We start from the raw sequence: 20059 nt of genomic DNA on the forward strand, positions 1-20059 counted from the left end.
ATCAGGCCGCCGCCGACGATCGCGACATCCGCCCGCTCCGGCAGGGACGCGGCAGAATCGTGCGCGGGCGAGTCCCGCCGCAATCCGATCGGTGATGAGAGGCGAGATGCCACGATTACCTCCGCGATGATCCGCAGAGACCGAGCCGTCAGCTTCCTTCGAGAAGCAGGGGCCTCGTCCCGAAAGGGGGGCGGCCCGCGGTCCAATCCCTACGCCGGTGTGAACCGGATCAGGTTCGAAGGATTTCCGCGCGCAGGTCCATCAGGACGTGCCAGCGGTTTCTCAGCCCCTTGCCGGGGATCTCCCTGGAACGAGGGGAGATGTGGACCCGAGGCCGGCCGGGGTCAAGCCCGCAGGGCCTCCGCCTTGGAGCGCGGGCGATACACCGCCATGGCCTCCGTAAACCCGTCCAGCGCGTGCTCGCCCAGCGACACCGGATCGCCCCAGAGGAAGTCGACGAAGGGCTTGGACATCAGCAGCGGCTCGCCCAGCGTCCGGTTCAGGCGGGCGATGCGGCTGGCGAGGTTCACGTCGCGGCCGATGACGGTGAAGTCGAGCCGCGCCCCCGAGCCGACGTTGCCGTAGGCCGCCTCCCCGTGGTGCAGGGCGATGCCGGCGGTGACGGGCACGGAGAACTGGTGCAGGGCGTTGGCCTGTTCGAGCGCCGCGAGCCCCGCCTGCGCGGCCATGAGCGCGCCCTTGGCCGCCCCGCCGAGGTCGTCGCCGGGCTCGCGGAAAATCGCGAGCAAGCCGTCACCGAGGTATTTCAGCACCTCGCCGCCCTCCCGCTCGATCGGCGGCACGAGGCAGTCGAAGAAGATGTTGAGGAGTTCCACCGCCTCCTCCGGCGTCATGTCGGCGGAGATGCGGGTGTAGTCGCGCATGTCCGCGAACAGGATCGCGGAGCGGATGCGCTTCACCTGCCCGCGCCGGATGTCGCCGGACAGGATCGCCCGGTGCGGCTCGTCGCCGACATAGATGCGCAGCACCGTATCGAGCTGCTTGTTGACGATGCGCATCTCCATCACCGCGGCCAGCGCCGGCATGATGAAGCGCAGGATCGCGATGCCGTCGTCGCGAAACCCCTCCTCGGCGCGGGTGGCGAAGGTGATGCCGTTATGCGTCCCGTTGGTGAAGAACAGCGGCACGACGATGTAGTGCCGGTAGCCCTCCGCCTTGAGTTCCGGGATCACGCTGAAGCGGTCGTCCGGCGTCTCGGCAAGGTCGAGGATGAGCCACTGCCCGCTCTCGTGGACAGCATGGAACGGACTCGCCCGGTAGGCCTTCTCGGAGGCCTCACCGTGGGGGAACAGGCGCACCGTAGAGCCGTTCTCGCGGGTCCAGACCCGGCCGACGCCGGAATACTCGGAATGCAGGGTGTCGATCGCGGTGGAGGCGCGGTCGACCGGCACGCCGATCTCGGCCAGCCGCTCGGCCAGCCCCGAGAGCATGTCGTCGGCGTTGGGCAGCCGCGCGCCCTCGCTCAGCAGCCAGTCGCGGATCGCGACGGAGGGCTGGATCGCGCCGAAGGGCACGTCGTCGGCTTCGGAGCCGTCCGCGACGGCGGTCGGCAGTCCCGGCTGGGGCGGGCGTCGCTCAAGCATAAGGCCAAGGTGGGTGTCGAAGGCGGCAAAGCAAGGATCGGGCGGCAATCCCGAACAGGCGCGGCCGGATGCTGCACCGTCCGAGGTCTGTGCTGATGAGCCACGAAACTGTTGACTCACCCCGAATCCAGATTGCTGTTCTATCTATGTTCTGAAGAGCATACAATGGAGAAGAACACGGGTGAGGGTTTCCGGCTTAGTGCCGTGACCGGACGGACGCAGTTCCAGCAACCCAATGGAGACTGGCATACGCGCGACGAGCGTACGGGCCATCTCATGGAGTGCAAGCAGACGCCCGGCCGCTTCAAAGATCCAGCAAAGGAATCGGACAGTCGCGACACCGATCGAAGCCGAACCTCGATCGGACTGAACAATTCATCCAGACAATACCCTCATCCTGAGGTGGCGGAGCGGAGCACAGTCCTCGAAAGAGCCCTCCAGGGATCACGAGACTTTTGGAGGTCTCCTACAAGGCTGCTTCGCAGCACCTCAGGATGACGGGTATTGTTGGGAGTCCGGTAGACTGAAAAAATTATCGGCCGGCCGCCCGGTCAGTTGTCCAGGAAGCTCCTGAGCTTCCGGCTCCGGCTCGGGTGCTTGAGCTTCCGCAGCGCCTTCGCCTCGATCTGGCGGATGCGCTCGCGGGTCACGGAGAACTGCTGGCCGACCTCTTCGAGGGTATGGTCGGTGTTCATGCCGATGCCGAAGCGCATGCGCAGCACGCGCTCCTCGCGCGGGGTCAGCGAGGCGAGCACCCGCGTCGTGGTCTCGCGCAGGTTCGACTGGATCGCCGCGTCGATCGGCAGGACGACGTTCTTGTCCTCGATGAAGTCGCCGAGGTGGCTGTCCTCCTCGTCGCCGATAGGCGTCTCCAGCGAGATCGGCTCCTTGGCGATCTTCAGGACCTTGCGCACCTTCTCCAAGGGCATGGCGAGCTTTTCCGCCAGTTCCTCGGGCGTTGGCTCGCGGCCGATCTCGTGCAGCATCTGGCGCGAGGTGCGGACGATCTTGTTGATCGTCTCGATCATGTGCACGGGGATGCGGATGGTGCGGGCTTGGTCGGCGATCGAGCGGGTGATCGCCTGCCTGATCCACCAGGTGGCGTAGGTCGAGAACTTGTAGCCGCGGCGGTACTCGAACTTGTCCACGGCCTTCATCAGGCCGATGTTGCCCTCCTGGATCAGGTCCAGGAACTGCAGGCCGCGGTTGGTGTATTTCTTCGCGATGGAGATCACGAGGCGGAGGTTGGCCTCGATCATCTCCTTCTTGGCCTGCCGGGCCTCGCGCTCGCCCTTCTGCACCATGTTGACGATGCGGCGGTACTCGCCGATCTGCAGGCCGGTCTCGGAGGCGAGGGTCAGGATCTGCTCGCGCAGGTCGGCGACCTGCTTCGAGCCCTTCTCGACGAGGTTCTTCCAGCCCTTGCCGCCCAGCGTGCCGACGCGGTCCATCCAGTTCGGGTCGAGCTCCCAGCCCTGGTAGTGGCGCAGGAACTCGTCGCGGGCCACGCCGTGGCTCTCGGCGTAGCGCATCAGCCGGCCCTCGTGCGAGATCAGCCGCTTGTTGATGTCGTAGAGCTGCTCGACCAGGGCCTCGATGCGGTTGTTGTTGAGCGAGAGCGACTTCACGTCGGCGACGACCACGTCCTTCAGTTCGGACTGCTTGCGAACCTGGGCCGGGGTGTTGGCCTCGTTGGCCGTCTTGCGCTCGGTCTCCTCGTTCTGGAGCTTGCGCAGCTTGCGGTAGTTGCCGGCGATCGCGTCGAAGGTCTCCAGCACCCGCGGCTTGATCTCGGCCTCCATGGCCGCCAGCGAGACGTTGTTCTCCATGTCGTCGTCGTCGTCGCCGCCCTCGGGCGGCGTGGGCGCCTCGACCTCGGCCTCCTCGCCGCCCTCGGCCTCGCCCTCCGCGATCTGCGGGGCGTTCTTGCCGTCGGGGCCGGCATAGGTGGCCTCGAGGTCGATGATGTCGCGCAGCAGCACCTTGCCGTCGACGAGTTCGTCGCGCCAGATGATGATGGCCTGGAAGGTCAGCGGGCTCTCGCACAGGCCCGCGATCATCGCCTCGCGGCCCGCCTCGATGCGCTTGGCGATGGCGATCTCGCCCTCGCGGGAGAGCAGCTCCACCGAGCCCATCTCGCGCAGGTACATCCGCACGGGATCGTCGGTGCGGTCGGTGGGCTCCTTGGTGGTCGTGGCGACGGTGACGGCGCGCGCGGGCGCCACCTCGGCCACCTCGGTGCCCTCCTCGTCCTCGGCCGCCTCGCCGTTGGCGGGCTTCTCGGCGGCCGCCTCGTCGGTCTCCTCCGCCTCGACGACGTTGATGCCCATCTCGGAAAGCTGGGAGAGCACGTCCTCGAGCTGGTCCGGGTCGGACTGGCCCTCGGGCAGGACCTCGTTGACCTCCTCGTAGGTGATGTAGCCGCGCTTCTTGGCGAGCTTCACCATCCGCTTCACCGAAGCATCGGTCAGGTCGAGGAGCGGTCCGTCCGCGGGCTGCTCGGGCGCAGCGTCCGTCTCGTCCCGTTCCGTTGCCTTCGTCGCCATGATCAGCCTATTGTTTCGACGTGGCGCGATGCGGGGGCCGGAGGGCCGCTCCGCGACATCGACGCCGCAATGCGCGTGTGACGCGGCCGAACGCCGGCCGCCTGGATCTTCAGATTCCCGTATGCAAGCAAGACGCTTGACCGATTGTTAACTATGGCGCTGCGAGCCCGCGTTCCAGCACCTTTGCCCACCGCCATCGCACAGGCATCAGGCCTCGGTCGAGTCGGAAGTCTCGGGAGCGTCCGCTTCCGCTTCGGCCTTGAGGTGCACAGCAAGCTGCTCCTTGACCGCGCACAGCCACGCGAAGTTGGCCTCGGTTTCGTCTTCCAAGAACGCGCGTTCGGCCTGCCGGAGTTCGCTATGTAGCGCTCCAGCCTTGCGGTGCAAGATCATGGCCTGCCGCAAGGCGTCCTCGCGCCGAAGCGGATCGGCGTGCGGGTCCAGGGTGTTGCGGTCGCGCGAGCGCGCCAGGGCGACGAGGCGCGCGGCCGCCTCGGCGAGGCCGGCACGGGCGAGCCGCCGCTCCAGCACCTCGGCGTCCGGCTCGGTACTCTCCGCCGCGCAGTCGAGCACGACGGAGAAGACCGAGCGCGCGTCGGGGTGGGTGAAATCGAAGTCCGACAGCTCGTCGGCGAAGGTCGCGATCATCTCCGGGTGGATCAGCAGCGTCCCGGCGATCACCGCCTCGCGCACGGAGCCGGCCCCGGAGAAGCCGGCCGACGCGGTCATCGAGGCGCTGGGGGTCGCCGTCATCTTCGGCGAGGGCGGCGGGTCGCCGGGCCGGGGACGGCGCTGGAACCCGCCCGGCCGGGGACCGGCCTGATAGGCGGTGCGCGGCGCGGCGCGGGGGGAGAGGCCGCGCAGCCGCTCCTCGATCTCGTCGCGATAGTAGCGCCGCACGGTCTCGTCGCGGATGCCGGCCACCATCTCGCGCACCGAGCGGGCGAGGCCGGCGCGGCGCTCCGGCGTCTCGGTCGAGCCGGTCTCGACCGCCCGCGACCACAGCATCTCGACCAGGGGCTTGGCCGCCTCCAGCACGCGGTCGATGGCCGGCGCCCCGCCGGAGCGCAGCAGGTCGTCGGGGTCCTGGCCGCCGGGGAGCAGGGCGAAGCGCAGGGAACGGCCGGGCTCCAGCATCGGCAGGGCGAGGTCCAGCGCCCGATAGGCCGCGCGCTGGCCGGCGCCGTCGCCGTCGAAGCAGAGGATCGGCTCGTCGGCGTGGCGCCAGAGCAGGGCGAGCTGGTCCTCGGTGAGCGCAGTGCCCAGCGGAGCCACGCAGTTGGGGTGGCCGGCCATGGTCATGGCGATGACGTCGACGTAGCCCTCCACAGCGATGATCGCGCCGCGCTCGTGGGCGGCCTTTCGGGCCGCGTGCAGGTTGTAGAGCGTCCGGCCCTTGTGGAAGAGCGGCGTCTCCGGCGAGTTCAGGTACTTCGCCTTGGCGTCCTTCTGCATCGCCCGGCCGCCGAAGGCGATGACCCGGCCGCGCCCGTCCGTGATCGGGAACGTGATGCGATCGCGAAAACGGTCGTAGGGGACGGCGATGTCCTCGCCCGTGACCAGCAGGCCGAGTTCGGCCATCAGGTCCTTGTCCACGTCCTTGCCCGCCAGGTGATCGCGCAGGCCGTAGCGGTCCGGCGGCGCGTAGCCCATGCGGAACCGGGCGCGGATGTCCGGCGAGAGCCCGCGGCCGTCGAGATAGGCGCGCGCCCCCGCGCCGCCCGGCCCCCGCAGCCGTTCCTCGAACCAGAGGGCTGCCATCTCCATCACCTCGACGGCCCCGCGGCGCCGGCTCTCCACCTCGCGGGTGTCGGCGGACGGGACGGGCAGCACGACGCCGGCCTCGCCGGCCAGCCGCTCCACGGCCTCCGGGAAGCTCAGGCCCTCCGTCTCCATCAGGAAGGTGAACACGTCCCCGTGCTTGCCCGAGGAGAAGCAGTGGTAGAACTGCTTCTGGTCGTTGACGTAGAAGGAGGGCGTCTTCTCGGCGTTGAAGGGCGAGAGCCCGCGCCACTCGCGGCCGGCCTTCTTCAGCTTCACCCGCCGGCCGACCACGTCGGAGGCGGGAAGCCGGGTTCGGATCTCTTCGAGGATGTGGGGCGGGTAGCGCACGATTTTTGGGGCTGCCTGCGGTGTCCGGTCTGCGGACCCACCACGATAGCGCATCGGCCCACCGCGAGTCCCGCCGATCCGTGTCCGCCCGATCGCCTGTGGATGATCGACGGCTTTTTTCGGAGTTATGATCGTATGATCGCACAGGATATCGATGCGCGGCCGGTCCCGACGCCTGATCTCGGCCCGGCCGGCCAGACGTAATGAGAAAGACCTCTATCACGCGCATCTCGCTGGCCGACCGTAGCCGCGGCCGGACCGATCGCGCGGCCCTGTCGCAGGTCTCGGATGCTGAGATCGCGGAGGCGGTCGCCTCCGATCCCGATGCCGGCCCCCTCGATCTCGATTGGGCGAACGCGGAGGTGGTGATCCCGCCGCGCAAGGTCGCCATCTCGATCCGCGTCGATCAGGACGTACTCGACCACTTCAAGCGCGGCGGCGACGGGTATCAGCGGCGCATCAACGCGGTCCTGCGCGCCTACATGGAGGCGCGGGACCGATCGGCCTGAGGCCGCCTCACCCCTTCGCGTTCAGCGCTTCCTTCACCAGCCCGCTCGCCTTGCCGAAATCCATGCGGCCGGCGAACTTGCCCTTCAGGACGCCGATCACCTTGCCCATGTCCTTGGGGCCGGCGGCGCCGGTCTCCGCGATGGCCGATTCGATGGCGGCCCTGGTCTCGGCCGCGTCCATCTGCTGGGGCAGGTAGGTCTCGATGATCGCGACCTCGGCGCGCTCGTTGGCGGCGAGTTCCGGCCGGCCGCCCTGGTCGTAGACCGCGGCCGATTCGTTGCGCTGCTTGATCATCTTCTGGAGCAGCGACAGGATCTCCTCGTCGCTGGTCGGATCACGCCCGAGGCCGCGGGCCTCGATGTCCTTGTCCTTGAGGGCGGCCTGGATCATCCGCACGGTGGCGAGCTTTCCCTTGTCGCCGGCCTTCATGGCCTCCTTCATCTCGGCGGTGAGGCGCGCGCGCAGCATGGCTCTTGTGTCTCCTGATGTACGGAACGGGCGGCTGGCCTGCGCTTTGCAGCGATTGAGCCGCGCGGGAGCCGGGGCCACATTGACCCCGTCGCGGCGCCCGCTAAGACCGCCGCACGCGTAAAGCTCCCCGGGCGCCGTTCGTCGGCGCCGGGCGAGCCCGGACATAAGCGAGATCACCGCGATGCTGCAAGACGACGGCGCCTCCGCGCAACCCCGCCCCGCGCCCGCCCCCTGGGCCGACCCGGTCGTCACGGCCCTCCTGGTGCTGGCCGACGGCACGGTGCTCGAAGGCTTCGGCATCGGCCGGACGGGGGTGGCCGACGGCGAGGTCTGCTTCAACACGGCGATGACGGGCTATCAGGAGATCCTGACCGACCCCTCCTATGCCGGGCAGATCGTCACCTTCACCTTCCCGCATATCGGCAACGTCGGCACCAACGACGAGGATTTGGAGAGCCTGGAGGCCGCCCCGGCCTCGGGCGTGCGCGGCACGGTGATCGCCTCGGCCGTGACGCAGCCCTCGAACTGGCGCTCCTCGGCCCATCTCGACGGCTGGCTCGACGCCCGCGGCATCGTCGGCATCACCGGCATCGACACCCGCGCGCTCACCGCCCGCATCCGCGACCACGGCATGCCCAACGCCGTCATCGCCAACGACCCCGAGGGCCGGTTCGACCGGGCGGCCCTGGCGGCGCGGGCCGCAGCACTGGCGCCGATGGAAGGGCTCGACCTCGTGCCGCCGGTCACCAGCCGCGCGCGCTCCGACTGGAGCGAGACGGTCTGGGCCCTGTCGGGCGGCTACGGCACCCGGCAGGCCGGCGAGGGATTCCGCGTCGTCGCCATCGATTACGGCGTGAAGCGCAACATCCTGCGCCTGCTGGCCCAGGCCGGCTGCGACGTGACCGTGGTGCCGGCCACCACGAGTGCTGCCGACATCCTGGCCCTGAAGCCGGACGGCGTGTTCCTCTCGAACGGCCCCGGCGACCCGGCCGCAACCGGGGCGTACGCGGTCCCCGTGATCCGCGACCTGCTGGAGGCGAAGGTGCCGACCTTCGGCATCTGCCTCGGCCACCAGCTCATGGGCCTGGCGCTGGGGGGGCGCACGGTGAAGATGGCCCAGGGCCACCACGGCGCGAACCACCCGGTCAAGGACAAGACCACCGGCAAGGTCGAGATCGTCTCGATGAACCACGGCTTCGCGGTCGATCCCGCGAGCCTGCCCGCCACGGCGGTGGAGACCCACGTCTCGCTCTTCGACGGCTCCAATTGCGGCCTGACGCTCACCGACCGGCCGGCCTTCTCGGTGCAGCACCACCCGGAGGCCTCGCCCGGCCCGCGCGACAGCCACTACCTGTTCGAGCGCTTCGTGACCCTGATGCGGGAGGCCAAGCCCGAGCCGGAGATCGGCGGGGCCTGAACAACGACGCGGACCAGGGGCGCCCGGCAGGCCGGGCGTCACAGAAAACACCGAATCGTCCGGCTATTGCCCCTCAACCGTCCGTTAACGATGACCCTCGATCATCGGCGGACGATCCCGTTGATGTATGTGGGGTTACCGGATGACCATCGATGAGGCGGCCGACGACTTCTCGCGGCTGCACCGTATCTTCACCTTCCACCTCGGCGTCGCGGTCGGGCTCGCGTGGATGACGGCGCTCTACGCCTCGCTCTACGCCCCGTGGGTGCGCAACATCCGGGCGCTGATCGACCCGGCCGGTGGCCTCGACCGCGTCGAGAGCACCTTCTCGTTCCTGTTCGTGTTCCCGGCCGTGCTGACGCTGGCCTGGGTCTCGCTGTTCTTCGGCCGCGAGATTCTGCGCCGCTCGCAGACCCTGTCCAGCATCGCCCTGGAATTCACGGCCGCGGCCGCCATCACCTTCGGGGTGTTCTACCTCTCGATCGACCGCGCGGTCGCCGCCCTCTACGTGGGCCTCTGATCCGCCACGGACCGGAGGCGGCCGAGTGCCGCCTCCGCTGTGGAAACTACGGGATCTGGGCGAAGAGCGGCTCGAAGCGCTTCTTGGCGAGCTTGCCGTGCTCCACCGCCTTGGCGGCGTCCAGGTTCCCCGGCTTATCGCCCACCACGACGAGGGCGACCATGCCCATGAGGTAGTGCGGCGAGCACTTCACGCCGTAGACGCCCGGCTTGTCGAAGGTCACGACCTCCTCCTTGCCCACCACCGTCTTGAAGGTCGGAGCGCCCTCCGGGGCCATGCCCTTGATCAATTCGGCGTTGTGGCCCTTGTCGGCCGGCACGAACTTGACGCTGTCGCCCGGCGCGATCTTCACGAAGGCGGGATCGAACACCATCGCGCCGCCGGGCCCGCTGTTGAGGGTCTTTACCGCGACCTCGGCCGCCCCGGTGCCCGAGGCGGTCAGGCACAGGCCGGTCAGGGCTGCCAGCAATCCCAGCTTCGTCATGCGTTTCCTCGAAGAGTTATAAAGTCGATCGACGGGAATCGTGGATCGGGAACGCGATATGACATCCGGCAATGCTAGGCAAATTGTCCGATACATGCGATTTTGAATAATTATATTCTCTATGCCGACCCCCGATTACGCTGCGCCGGCCTGACCGCCTCCGAAGGCGCACGCCCCGACGCCGCGCCCTTCCAAAACCGGGTGCCTGCGTGTAGACGCGAGGCCCAACGACAATCCACGCCGCACGCGCCCAGACCGGCCCGCCCCGAATCGTGGTGCCGCGCTCGACCGGGCGCGCGCGCCCGTACCAAGGCGTCCGATGCCGAAGCGCACCGATATCTCCTCGATCCTGATCATCGGTGCGGGTCCGATCATCATCGGGCAGGCCTGCGAGTTCGACTATTCCGGCACCCAGGCCTGCAAGGCGCTCCGCGAGGAGGGCTACCGCATCGTCCTGGTCAATTCGAACCCCGCGACCATCATGACCGACCCGGACATGGCGGACGCGACCTACGTCGAGCCGATCACCCCGGAGATCGTCGCCAAGATCATCGAGAAGGAGCGCCCCGACGCGATCCTGCCGACGATGGGCGGGCAGACCGCCCTCAACTGCGCCCTCTCGCTGCAGCGCATGGGCGTGCTGGCCAAGTACGGCGTGCAGATGATCGGCGCCACGGCGGAGGCCATCGACAAGGCCGAGGACCGGCACCTCTTCCGCGACGCGATGACCAAGATCGGCCTGGAGACGCCGAAATCGGCGCTCGCCAACGCCTCCTCCGCCAAGAAGGCGGACCGGGAGAAGTACCTCGCCGAGGTCGCCAGGCTGGAGGCGGCCAATCCCGAATCCGAGGCACGGGCGGCTGCGCTCGCGGCCTTCGAGAAGAAGTGGCATTCGGGCGAGAACGAGCGGCGCAAGCGCTACGGCGAGCACGCCATCGGGCAGGCGCTGATCGCGCTGGCCGAAGTCGGCCTGCCGGCGATCATCCGGCCGAGCTTCACCATGGGCGGCACGGGCGGCGGCATCGCGTATAACCGCGAGGAGTTCCTCGACATCGTGGAGCGGGGCATCGACGCCTCGCCCACCAACGAGGTGCTGATCGAGGAGAGCGTGCTCGGCTGGAAGGAATACGAGATGGAGGTCGTCCGCGATCACGCGGACAACTGCATCATCGTCTGCTCCATCGAGAACATCGACCCGATGGGCGTGCACACGGGCGATTCGATCACCGTGGCGCCGGCGCTGACCCTGACCGACAAGGAATACCAGGTGATGCGCGACGCATCGCTCGCGGTTTTGCGCGAGATCGGCGTCGAGACCGGCGGCTCGAACGTGCAGTTCGCCATCGACCCGGCCACCGGCCGGATGATCGTGATCGAGATGAACCCGCGCGTCTCGCGCTCGTCCGCCCTGGCGTCGAAAGCCACCGGCTTCCCCATCGCCAAGGTCGCGGCCAAACTGGCCGTGGGCTATACGCTCGACGAGATCGCCAACGACATCACGGGAGGCGCCACGCCCGCCTCCTTCGAGCCGACGATCGACTACGTCGTCACCAAGATCCCCCGCTTCGCCTTCGAGAAATTCCCCGGCGCCGAGCCGACCCTGACCACGGCGATGAAGTCCGTGGGCGAGGCCATGGCGATCGGCCGGTGCTTCGCCGAATCCCTCCAGAAGGCGCTGCGCTCCCTGGAGACGGGGCTGACCGGCCTCGACGAGATCGAGATCGAGGGGCTGGGCAAGGGCGACGACCACAACGCCATCAAGGCCGCCATCGGCACGCCGACGCCGGACCGCCTGCTCAAGGTCGCCCAGGCCCTGCGGCTCGGCGTCAGCCATGAGGAGGTCCACGCCTCCTGCAAGATCGACCCGTGGTTCCTGGAGCAGTTGCAGGGCATCATCGACCTGGAGAACCGGGTCAAGGCGCACGGCCTGCCCGGCACGGCGGGCGCCTTCCGCCAGCTCAAGGCGGCGGGTTTCTCGGACGGGCGCCTCGCGGTGCTGGCCCATATCGAGGAGGAGGAGGTCCGCGAGCGGCGCCGGGCGCTGGGCGTGCGCCCGGTCTTCAAGCGCATCGACACCTGCGCGGCCGAGTTCAAGGCGCCGACCGCCTACATGTACTCGACCTACGTCGCACCCTTCGCGGGCAGCGTCGTCGACGAAGCCCAGCCTACGGACAGTCGTAAGATAATCATCCTGGGCGGCGGGCCGAACCGGATCGGCCAGGGCATCGAGTTCGACTATTGCTGCTGTCACGCCTGCTACGCCCTGTCGGAGGCCGGCTACGAGACCATCATGGTCAACTGCAACCCGGAGACGGTCTCGACCGACTACGACACCTCGGACCGCCTCTACTTCGAGCCGCTGACCCAGGAGGACGTGCTCGAGATCATCGAGACCGAGCGGCAGGCCGGGACGCTGCACGGGGTGATCGTGCAGTTCGGCGGCCAGACGCCCCTGAAGCTCGCCCGCGCCCTGGAGGCGGCCGGCGTGCCGATCCTCGGCACCTCGCCCGACGCCATCGACCTCGCCGAGGACCGCGACCAGTTCAAGCGGCTCCTCGACAAGCTCGGGATGAAGCAGCCGAAGAACGGCATCGCCTATTCCGTCGAGCAGAGCCGGCTTGTGGCGGCCGACCTCGGCCTGCCCTTCGTGGTGCGCCCGAGCTACGTGCTCGGCGGGCGGGCCATGGCGATCATCCGCGACGAGACGCAGTTCGCCGACTACCTGCTCGATACCCTGCCGAGCCTGATCCCCTCCGACGTCAAGGCGCGCTACCCCAACGACAAGACCGGCCAGATCAACACGGTGCTGGGCAAGAACCCGCTCCTGTTCGACCGCTACCTCTCGGACGCCGTCGAGATCGACGTGGACGCGGTCTGCGACGGCACGGACGTGTTCATCGCCGGCATCATGGAGCACATCGAGGAGGCCGGCATCCATTCCGGCGATTCGGCCTGCTCGCTGCCATCCCGCTCGCTCTCGCCCGAGACGATCGCGGAGCTGGAACGGCAGACGCGGGCGATGGCGCTGGCCCTCAAGGTCGGTGGGCTGATGAACGTCCAGTACGCCATCAAGGACGGGGCGATCTACGTGCTGGAGGTCAACCCCAGGGCCTCGCGCACGGTGCCGTTCGTGGCCAAGGTGATCGGCGAGCCGATCGCCAAGATCGCCGCCCGCGTGATGGCCGGCGAGCCGCTGGCCGGCTTCGGCCTCAAGCCGAAGGTGCTCGACCACATCGCGGTCAAGGAGGCGGTGTTCCCCTTCGCGCGCTTCCCCGGCGTCGACGTGCTGCTCGGCCCCGAGATGCGCTCGACCGGCGAGGTGATCGGCCTGGATGCCGGCTTCGGCGTGGCCTTCGCCAAGAGCCAGCTCGGCTCGGGCACCCTGGTGCCGCGCTCAGGCACCGTGTTCGTCTCGGTCCGCGACGGCGACAAGGCGCGCATCCTGCCCTCCATCCGCCTCCTGTCGGAACTCGGCTTCTCGATCCTGGCGACGGGGGGCACACAGCGCTTCCTGGTGGAGAACGGCGTGCCGACGGAGCGCGTCAACAAGGTGCTGGAAGGCCGACCCCACGTGGTCGACGCGATCAAGAACGGTGACATCCAGCTCGTGCTGAACACCACCGAGGGGGCCGGCGCGCTCTCCGACTCGCGGTCGCTGCGCCGGGCGGCCCTCTTGCATAAAGTGCCGTACTACACCACTCTGGCGGGCGCGATGGCTGCGACCGAAGGGATCAAGGCCTACCTCGAAGGCGATCTTCAGGTTCGCGCCCTGCAGGAATACTTCGTGGCCTGAGCCTCGACGGCGGCAGGCAATTTATCCTTCCGGCCGCGCGGGCGGCCCGGAAGCTTCATCATCTGGCCCGGAGGGAGCAGCCGCTCCCGGCCGGGCCTATTCATTGCGGCGTGAGACGATGACGATAGACAAGGTTCCGATCACGGTGCGCGGCTTCGCAGCCATGGAGGAGGAACTGAAGCACCGTCAGCAGGTGGAGCGTCCGCGCATCGTCGCGGCGATCTCCGAGGCGCGGGCGCATGGCGACCTCTCCGAGAACGCCGAGTACCATGCCGCCAAGGAGGCCCAGTCCCACAACGAGGGCCGCGTGCTCGAACTGGAGAGCATGATCTCGCGGGCCGAGATCATCGACGTCTCGAAGCTCTCGGGCGACAAGATCAAGTTCGGCGCCACGGTGAAGCTCGTGGACGACGACACCGAGGAGGAGAAGACCTACCAGATCGTGGGCGAGCCCGAGGCCGACGTGCATGCCGGCCGCGTCTCGATCACCTCGCCCATCGCCCGCGCGCTGATCGGCAAGGCCGTGGGCGACACGGTGGAGGTCACGACGCCGGGGGGCGGCAAGTCCTACGAGGTCGTCGGCGTCCGGTACGGCGGCTGACTTCATGGCAGCCTCGGCAATGACGGGCCTGCGCCGGCTACTCGGGACGGTCGGGCTGTGCCTGCTCGCGGGCGGGGCCTGCGCCGACGACTTCCCGAAGCTCGGCGGCCGGCCCCTCGGGGACGTGCGCGTCGACGTGCGGCCTCTCCTGGCGCAAGGGGGCGGTCTCCAGGCCGAGGCCCTGCGCGTGGACCTGACCGCGGCGCTGCGGCGCAGCCTCGCCGGACGCGTCGGCGGCCGTGGCCCCGGCCTCGTCGTGCTGATCCGCAGCCTGTCGCTGCGCCCCTATGCGGGCAGCGTGGACGGCGGCGGCCGCTCCGGCGCAGGCGGAGGCACCCAGACCGACTACCTCGACGGCGAGGCCCTCCTGGTCGGCCCCGGCGGCCGCGTCCTGGGCCGGCACCCGCAGCTCACCGCCACCCCGTCGAGCTACGGCGGGGCCTGGTACGACCCGCAATCGGAGCGCCGCCGCATCACCGCCATCGCCGACATCTACGCCGAATGGCTGGCCCGCAACCTGCCGCTGGATTGACGTGTCCGACACCGGCGTGATCCCCGCTGCCGAAAGCAGTGCCTTGCCCGACCTGTCCGCGGCCCGTGCCTGGATCGTCACGGACGGCAAGGCCGGCGACGAGAACCAGTGCGTCGGCATCGCCGAGACCCTGGGCCTCGCCTACGACATAAGGCGCGTGCCCGCCTCCGGCCCGTTCGGCTGGACCGCGCCGTGGGGGCCGATCGACCCGCGCCAGGGCCCCTACCGCAGCAAGGGGGCGCTGGCCGGCCCGGTGCCCGACATCCTGATCGCCTCCGGGCGGCGCGCGGTGCCGTACCTTCGCGCCGTCCGGCGGGCCTCGAAGGGGCGCACCTTCACGGCCTTCCTCAAGGACCCGCGCACGGGACACGACAGCGCCGACTTCATCTGGGTGCCGGACTACGACGACCTGCGCGGCCCCAACGTCTTCACAACGCTCACGGCCCCCCACCTCGTCACCGCCGGTCGCCTCGCCGCCGCCCGCGCCCGCCCCGACCCGCGCCTCGCAATCCTCGACGGGCCGCGGGTCGCGGTGCTGATCGGCGGCGACAGCCGGCACCTGAGCTACCGCAAGGTGGACATGGTCCGGCTCGTCACCGACCTGCGCAAGTTGGCGGGCAGCGGCTGCCGGCTGATGGTGACGGTCTCCCGCCGCACGCCGAACCCGTTGCGCGACGCGGTGAAGGCGCTCGCGATCGAGACCGGCGGCTTCCTCTGGGACGGGGCCGGCGACAACCCCTATGTCGGCATGCTCGCCCTGGCGGACGCCATCGTCGTCACCTCCGATTCGGCCAACATGGTCAGCGAGGCGGTGAGCACCGGCGCCCCGGTCCTCCTGTTCGACCTGCCGCGCACCTATATCCGGCACAGGCGGATGTTCGCGGGGCTGGCCATGGACGGGGCGCTCAGGCCCTTCGCCGGCCGGCTGGAACCCCTCGCCTACAAGCCGGTCGACGCGACGCCCCTGATCGCGGCCGCCCTCGCCACACGCTACGCGGCGCATCGCTCGGCCTGGACGAGCGCTCCCGCCGGGACCTGAGGACGTCATGACGACTCATCGGACAAAGGTGCTCATCATCGGGGCGGGCCCCGCCGGCTACACCGCCGGCATCTACGCCGCCCGCGCCAACATGAAGCCGCTCCTGGTGACGGGCATCCAGCCCGGCGGCCAGCTCACCATCACCACGGACGTGGAGAACTATCCGGGATTCGCCCGCGCGGTGCAGGGTCCGGACCTGATGGACCAGATGCGCCAGCAGGCCGAGCACGTCGGCACGCAGATCGTCGGGGACACCATCGTGTCCGTGGACCTGTCGGAGCGCCCGTTCACGGCGGTCGGCGACGGCGGCGACACCTACGTGGCCGACACCCTGATCGCCGCCACCGGCGCGCAGGCCCGATGGCTCGGGCTGCCCTCCGAGCAGGAGTTCAACGGATACGGCATCTCGGCCTGCGCCACCTGCGACGGGTTCTTCTACCGCGGCAAGGAGGTGGTGGTCGTGGGCGGCGGCAACACGGCGGTCGAGGAGGCCCTCTACCTCGCCAACCTCGCCTCCAAGGTCACGGTCGTCCACCGCCGCGACCGCTTCCGGGCCGAGCCCATCCTCCAGGACCGGCTGTTCGCCCATCCCAAGGTCGCGGTGGTGTGGAACCACGTCGTCGACGAAATCCTGGGACGGCGCGCGCCGGTGAAGTCCGTGACCGGCATCCGCCTGCGCCATTCCGAGACGGGGGTGACGCAGGACGTCCCGGCCGACGGGCTGTTCGTCGCCATCGGCCACGATCCGGCGACGAAGCTGTTCGCCGGCCAGCTGGACATGGTGGAGGGCGCCTATCTCAGGATCGTGCCGGGCACGACGAAGACCTCGGTCGCCGGGGTGTACGCGGCCGGCGACTGCGCGGAGTTCGTGTATCGGCAGGCTGTCGTCGCGGCGGGCATGGGCTGCATGGCGGCCCTGGAGGCGGAAAAGTTCCTGGCCGAGCACGCGCCGGACCCGGAGGTACGGCGCGCCGAGCGGAAGGAAGAGGCGATGATCGGGGCCTACGACTGAGCCTTTTCGACATCCGCGGCGGCCCCGTCTTCCCATGGCCTGCCCGTCCCTCCGATCCTGCGACCGAGACCGCGTGCCCGTCCTCACCACCCGCGCCCCCGCCAAGATCAACCTGACCCTCCACGTCCTCGGCCGGCGCGCGGGCGACGGCTACCATGCGCTGGAGAGCCTCGTGGCCTTCGCGGGCGTGTCCGACGCCCTCGCGCTCACGCCCGAGCGGCCGTTGAGCCTCGACGTGAGCGGGCCGACCGCCGGACCGGCCGGGCCGAACGACGACAACCTCGTGCTGCGCGCGGCGCGCCACCTCGCCGCCGGAGTGCCGGGACTGCGGCTCGGCGCCTTCGCCCTGGTCAAGCGGCTCCCGGTGGCCGCAGGCATCGGGGGCGGTTCGTCGGATGCCGCCGCGGCGCTACGCCTGCTCGCCCGCCTCAACGGCCTGCCGATCGACCATCCGGCGGTGATCGCTGCCGCGCGCGCCACCGGGGCCGACGTTCCGGTCTGCCTGGAGCCGCGGGCGCGGATGATGCGGGGGGCCGGCGAGGCGATCGGGCCGAGGCTCGGCCTCGACCCGCTTCCGGCGGTGCTGATCAATCCCGGCGTGCCGGTGCCGACCGCGCCCGTGTTCAAGGCGCTCGGCCTCGCGGTCGGGCAGGACCTGCCGGGCGCGCGACACCCCGACATCGCGGACAATCTCGACGCGGACGGGCTGTTCGGCGCGATCGGACCGGCCCGCAACGACCTGGAAGGGCCGGCGCTCACCGTCGCACCAGTGATCGGCGACGCGCTCGCAGCGCTTCGCGCCCAAGCGGGATGCCGCCTCGCGCGGATGTCGGGATCGGGGGCGACGGTGTTCGCCCTCTACGCCGACCGCCATCGGGCGGTGCAGGCGGCCCGTGCGATCCGGGCCGGGCATCCCGGCTGGTGGGTGGCGGCGACGGTCCTGCGCTGAGGCCGATGCGGCGTCAGTGCGCCCGCGCGATGCAGAAATCCACGGCGCCCAGCAAAGCCGCCTTCATAGGCCCGTTCGGGAACAAGGCCAGCGCGTCGCGGGCCATGGCGCCGTAGTGGCGGGCGCGCTCCACCGTGTCCTCCAGCGCCCGGTGGCGGCGCAGGATGGTGTGGGCCGTCTCCAGGTCGCCGTCTGCGACCTCGCCCGCCTGGAGGGTCCGGCGCCAGAAGGCGCGCTCCTCCTCGCTGCCGCGGCGGAAGGCCAGCACGATCGGCAGGGTGATCTTGCCCTCGCGAAAGTCGTCGCCGACGTTCTTGCCCAGCGCCGCGGAGGTGCCGCCGTAATCCAGCACGTCGTCGATGAGCTGGAAGGCGATGCCGAGGTTCATGCCGTAGGAGCGGCAGGCGGCCTGCTCGGCCCGCGGGCGCTCGGCGAGAACCGGCCCAACCTCGCAAGCGGCGGCGAACAGCTCCGCCGTCTTGCCGCGGATCACGGCGAGATACTCGTCCTCACTGGTCTCGGTGTTCTTGGCGGCGGTGAGCTGCATCACCTCGCCCTCGGCGATCACGGTGGCTGCGGCCGAGAGGATGTCGAGGGCGCGCAAAGAGCCCACCTCGACCATCATGCGGAAGGCCTGCCCCAGCAGGAAGTCGCCGACGAGGACGCTGGCCTCGTTGCCCCACTTGATCCGGGCGGCGACGCGTCCGCGGCGCATGTCGCTCTCGTCGACCACGTCGTCGTGGAGCAGCGTGGCCGTGTGCATGAACTCGACGCTGGCGGCGAGCTTCACGTCCCCGTCCGGGCCGGAATAGCCGCAGAGCGCCGCGGTCGCGAGGGTGAGGACCGGGCGCAGGCGCTTGCCGCCCGACGCGATCAGGTGGTTGGCCACCTCCGGGATCATCGCCACGTCCGATCCCGTCCGCGACAGGATGGTGGTGTTGACCCGCCCCATGCCGTCGGCGACGAGGGCGACCAGGTCGCTCAGGCTCGCCTCGGCATCCGAGCGGCCCTTATCGATGGATACGACGACACCCAAGATCCGATGCCTCCTGGCCGGTTCGCGACACCGGTCCGAGTCTCGCGCGGGACGGCGCCACCCCTTCGCACGAGCTTCCTGGCGCCGCAACATTCCGCGCCCGCAACCGGATATGGTGCACGGCCGTGCGAGGCTGTACGCGACCAAAGCGCCGCCCCTTTCCGCCGGCCGGGACCCGGAATGATCGAGCTGATCCGAACCAACGACATCGTGCTGATCGGCTTCGCGCAGTCCCTCCTGGAGGGCGCCGAGATCCCGGTCCTCGTCGCGGACGCCCACATGAGCCTGATGGAAGGCTCGATCGGCGCCTTTCCCCGGCGCATGCTCGTTCCCGACGACCGGGTGCGGGAGGCCCGGCGCCTGTTGAGCGATGCCGGGCTCGCGCACGAACTGCGCGATGAATCCGGAGCCTGACGGCTTCCTCGGCGGCCGGCTTCGGCTGATCCAGCCGCCGCGCGGGGCGCACCGGGCCGGGACGGACGCCGTCCTCCTCGCCCGCCTCGTCGCGCCCGAGGCCGGCATGGTGGTCTGCGATGTCGGGGCCGGGACCGGGGCGGTGGGCCTTGCCTGCGCGCGCCTCGCGCCGGGCTGCAGTGTCGTACTGGTGGAGCGCGACGCGGCGTTGGCCGCGATGGCCCGGGCCAACGCGGCGCTGAACGGCCTCGACGGCGTCACCGTGCTGGAGGCGGACGTGCTGGCGCCCGGTGCCGCGCGCCGGGCGGCCGGCCTCGTGCCGGAGCTTGCCGACATCGTGCTCACGAACCCGCCGTTCTTCTCGTCCGGCGCGCACCGCCCCTCCCCCCATCCGGGCAAGGCCGGCGCGCACAGCTTTTCGGATTTCGGGCTCGATGCGTGGGTCCGCACCTGCACCGGGCTGCTGCGGCCGGGCGGGCGCCTCGGGCTGATCCACAGGGCCGACGCCCTGGCCGCCTGCCTCGCGGTCTTGGCCAACCGCTTCGGGGCGGTGACGATCCGCCCGGTCCACGCACGGGCCGGGCGTCCGGCGATCCGGGTGCTGATCCAGGCGGTGAAGGGCAGCCGGGCGGCCATGAGCCTGCGCCCGCCCCTCGTGCTCCAGGACGAGGCGGGACGCCTCAATCCGGAGGCCGAGGCCCTGCATCGCGGGGAGCCGTGGCCGCACCCCATGAGCGAAAGGTCTTAGGTCACAGGGCCAAAGACCTTATCCGATCCGGCGATCAAGACCTGCCGTCGTTGGATTTATTATTCAGAAGGACGAGTTCAACTTGTACGTGAATTTTTCAACACCGAAATAATCCGCCGGCTCGGTGGCAACGCGCAACAAATCGAATACCCTATCACGCGCACACGGGAGCCGATGTGTTCGACTGACGGCGCAAGGGATGGATTCGTGCAGCGCTATTACTTCGACACCTTCAACGGCGTCGTCATCTTCGACGACGCCGTTGAAGGTG

General features: G+C 69.6%; 18 protein-coding genes and 1 riboswitch. Of the genes, 11 read left to right on the forward strand and 7 right to left on the reverse strand.

Features of this window, described 5'->3' with window-relative positions:
- Nucleotides 1-188 precede the first annotated feature (188 nt).
- A riboswitch (TPP riboswitch) is annotated at nt 189-316 on the reverse strand.
- Between the two features lie 28 nt (nt 317-344).
- The 3 genes from COGEMETH_RS15215 to dnaG all read right to left on the reverse strand — a co-directional run bounded on the left by COGEMETH_RS15215 (nt 345) and on the right by dnaG (nt 6262).
- Nucleotides 345-1604: an adenylate/guanylate cyclase domain-containing protein gene (locus COGEMETH_RS15215; RefSeq protein ID WP_238183448.1), complete on the reverse strand. Its 1260-nt coding sequence runs from the start codon at nt 1602-1604 to the stop codon at nt 345-347.
- Nucleotides 1605-2155: 551 nt separating this feature from the next.
- Nucleotides 2156-4150 carry an RNA polymerase sigma factor RpoD gene (gene rpoD / locus COGEMETH_RS15220; protein ID WP_238183449.1) on the reverse strand — a complete coding sequence of 665 codons (1995 nt, stop codon included), beginning with the start codon at nt 4148-4150 and terminating at the stop codon, nt 2156-2158.
- 207 nt (nt 4151-4357) lie between these two features.
- On the reverse strand, nt 4358-6262 hold the full coding sequence (gene dnaG / locus COGEMETH_RS15225; RefSeq protein ID WP_238183450.1) for a DNA primase: 1905 nt from the start codon (nt 6260-6262) through the stop codon (nt 4358-4360).
- Nucleotides 6263-6465: 203 nt separating this feature from the next.
- Here dnaG and COGEMETH_RS15230 point away from each other — a divergent pair, with 203 nt between their 5' ends.
- Complete coding sequence (locus tag COGEMETH_RS15230; RefSeq protein ID WP_238183451.1) at nt 6466-6771, forward strand: BrnA antitoxin family protein; 306 nt, start codon at nt 6466-6468, stop codon at nt 6769-6771.
- A gap of 7 nt (nt 6772-6778) precedes the next feature.
- On the opposite strand, the gene COGEMETH_RS15235 is transcribed toward COGEMETH_RS15230, so the two are convergent.
- Nucleotides 6779-7240: a GatB/YqeY domain-containing protein gene (locus tag COGEMETH_RS15235; protein WP_238183452.1), complete on the reverse strand. Its 462-nt coding sequence runs from the start codon at nt 7238-7240 to the stop codon at nt 6779-6781.
- Nucleotides 7241-7424: 184 nt separating this feature from the next.
- On the opposite strand from COGEMETH_RS15235, the gene carA reads away from it, so the two are divergent.
- Both carA and COGEMETH_RS15245 read left to right on the forward strand, forming a co-directional pair.
- Complete coding sequence (gene carA, locus COGEMETH_RS15240; protein WP_238183453.1) at nt 7425-8660, forward strand: glutamine-hydrolyzing carbamoyl-phosphate synthase small subunit; 1236 nt, start codon at nt 7425-7427, stop codon at nt 8658-8660.
- A gap of 142 nt (nt 8661-8802) precedes the next feature.
- Nucleotides 8803-9180 carry a hypothetical protein gene (locus COGEMETH_RS15245; protein WP_238183454.1) on the forward strand — a complete coding sequence of 126 codons (378 nt, stop codon included), beginning with the start codon at nt 8803-8805 and terminating at the stop codon, nt 9178-9180.
- Nucleotides 9181-9226: 46 nt separating this feature from the next.
- Here COGEMETH_RS15245 and COGEMETH_RS15250 read toward each other — a convergent pair whose 3' ends face one another.
- Nucleotides 9227-9664 (reverse strand): pseudoazurin, encoded by a 438-nt coding sequence (locus COGEMETH_RS15250; protein WP_238183455.1) that lies wholly within the window; start codon nt 9662-9664, stop codon nt 9227-9229.
- Between the two features lie 319 nt (nt 9665-9983).
- Here COGEMETH_RS15250 and carB point away from each other — a divergent pair, with 319 nt between their 5' ends.
- From carB to COGEMETH_RS15280, 6 genes are all read left to right on the forward strand, one after another.
- Nucleotides 9984-13457 (forward strand): carbamoyl-phosphate synthase large subunit, encoded by a 3474-nt coding sequence (gene carB / locus COGEMETH_RS15255; RefSeq protein WP_238183456.1) that lies wholly within the window; start codon nt 9984-9986, stop codon nt 13455-13457.
- Nucleotides 13458-13581: 124 nt separating this feature from the next.
- Nucleotides 13582-14058 (forward strand): transcription elongation factor GreA, encoded by a 477-nt coding sequence (gene greA / locus COGEMETH_RS15260; RefSeq protein ID WP_238183465.1) that lies wholly within the window; start codon nt 13582-13584, stop codon nt 14056-14058.
- A gap of 4 nt (nt 14059-14062) precedes the next feature.
- Nucleotides 14063-14590, forward strand: a complete 528-nt coding sequence (locus COGEMETH_RS15265) for a hypothetical protein (RefSeq protein WP_238183457.1) — start codon at nt 14063-14065, stop codon at nt 14588-14590.
- Nucleotides 14591-14633: 43 nt separating this feature from the next.
- Nucleotides 14634-15629, forward strand: coding sequence for a mitochondrial fission ELM1 family protein (locus tag COGEMETH_RS15270; RefSeq protein ID WP_238183458.1), 996 nt, complete (start codon nt 14634-14636; stop codon nt 15627-15629).
- A 7-nt stretch (nt 15630-15636) separates the two neighbouring features.
- The gene (gene trxB, locus COGEMETH_RS15275; RefSeq protein ID WP_238183459.1) at nt 15637-16641 is read left to right on the forward strand and encodes a thioredoxin-disulfide reductase; all 1005 of its coding nucleotides are present in this window, start codon (nt 15637-15639) and stop codon (nt 16639-16641) included.
- A gap of 34 nt (nt 16642-16675) precedes the next feature.
- The gene (locus COGEMETH_RS15280) at nt 16676-17590 is read left to right on the forward strand and encodes a 4-(cytidine 5'-diphospho)-2-C-methyl-D-erythritol kinase (RefSeq protein WP_373875376.1); all 915 of its coding nucleotides are present in this window, start codon (nt 16676-16678) and stop codon (nt 17588-17590) included.
- Between the two features lie 13 nt (nt 17591-17603).
- On the opposite strand, the gene COGEMETH_RS15285 is transcribed toward COGEMETH_RS15280, so the two are convergent.
- Nucleotides 17604-18626 (reverse strand): polyprenyl synthetase family protein, encoded by a 1023-nt coding sequence (locus tag COGEMETH_RS15285; RefSeq protein ID WP_238183461.1) that lies wholly within the window; start codon nt 18624-18626, stop codon nt 17604-17606.
- A gap of 180 nt (nt 18627-18806) precedes the next feature.
- On the opposite strand from COGEMETH_RS15285, the gene COGEMETH_RS15290 reads away from it, so the two are divergent.
- Both COGEMETH_RS15290 and COGEMETH_RS15295 read left to right on the forward strand, forming a co-directional pair.
- Nucleotides 18807-19040: a putative signal transducing protein gene (locus COGEMETH_RS15290; RefSeq protein WP_238183462.1), complete on the forward strand. Its 234-nt coding sequence runs from the start codon at nt 18807-18809 to the stop codon at nt 19038-19040.
- A complete protein-coding gene (locus COGEMETH_RS15295) occupies nt 19024-19788 on the forward strand; it encodes a tRNA1(Val) (adenine(37)-N6)-methyltransferase (RefSeq protein ID WP_238183463.1) in 765 nt (254 codons plus the stop codon). Before COGEMETH_RS15290 ends, COGEMETH_RS15295 begins: the two co-directional genes overlap by 17 nt.
- Before the next feature lie 63 nt (nt 19789-19851).
- Here the strand turns inward: COGEMETH_RS15295 and COGEMETH_RS15300 are convergent.
- The coding region (locus tag COGEMETH_RS15300; RefSeq protein WP_238183464.1) for a hypothetical protein at nt 19852-20059 on the reverse strand (208 nt) is incomplete at its 5' end.

It is taken from the genome of Methylobacterium trifolii, assembly GCF_022179685.1.
In the GTDB taxonomy this organism is placed as follows: Bacteria; Pseudomonadota; Alphaproteobacteria; order Rhizobiales; family Beijerinckiaceae; genus Methylobacterium; species Methylobacterium trifolii.

Bases quoted from the DNA above. Each gene is read 5' to 3' on its own strand.
- COGEMETH_RS15215 (WP_238183448.1), bottom strand. From the start codon at position 1,604: ATGCTTGAGCGACGCCCGCCCCAGCCGGGACTGCCGACCGCCGTCGCG.
- rpoD (WP_238183449.1), bottom strand. From the start codon at position 4,150: ATGGCGACGAAGGCAACGGAACGGGACGAGACGGACGCTGCGCCCGAG.
- COGEMETH_RS15230 (WP_238183451.1), top strand. From the start codon at position 6,466: ATGAGAAAGACCTCTATCACGCGCATCTCGCTGGCCGACCGTAGCCGC.
- COGEMETH_RS15235 (WP_238183452.1), bottom strand. From the start codon at position 7,240: ATGCTGCGCGCGCGCCTCACCGCCGAGATGAAGGAGGCCATGAAGGCC.
- carA (WP_238183453.1), top strand. From the start codon at position 7,425: ATGCTGCAAGACGACGGCGCCTCCGCGCAACCCCGCCCCGCGCCCGCC.
- COGEMETH_RS15245 (WP_238183454.1), top strand. From the start codon at position 8,803: ATGACCATCGATGAGGCGGCCGACGACTTCTCGCGGCTGCACCGTATC.
- COGEMETH_RS15250 (WP_238183455.1), bottom strand. From the start codon at position 9,664: ATGACGAAGCTGGGATTGCTGGCAGCCCTGACCGGCCTGTGCCTGACC.
- carB (WP_238183456.1), top strand. From the start codon at position 9,984: ATGCCGAAGCGCACCGATATCTCCTCGATCCTGATCATCGGTGCGGGT.
- COGEMETH_RS15265 (WP_238183457.1), top strand. From the start codon at position 14,063: ATGGCAGCCTCGGCAATGACGGGCCTGCGCCGGCTACTCGGGACGGTC.
- trxB (WP_238183459.1), top strand. From the start codon at position 15,637: ATGACGACTCATCGGACAAAGGTGCTCATCATCGGGGCGGGCCCCGCC.
- COGEMETH_RS15280 (WP_373875376.1), top strand. From the start codon at position 16,676: ATGGCCTGCCCGTCCCTCCGATCCTGCGACCGAGACCGCGTGCCCGTC.
- COGEMETH_RS15290 (WP_238183462.1), top strand. From the start codon at position 18,807: ATGATCGAGCTGATCCGAACCAACGACATCGTGCTGATCGGCTTCGCG.
- COGEMETH_RS15295 (WP_238183463.1), top strand. From the start codon at position 19,024: ATGAATCCGGAGCCTGACGGCTTCCTCGGCGGCCGGCTTCGGCTGATC.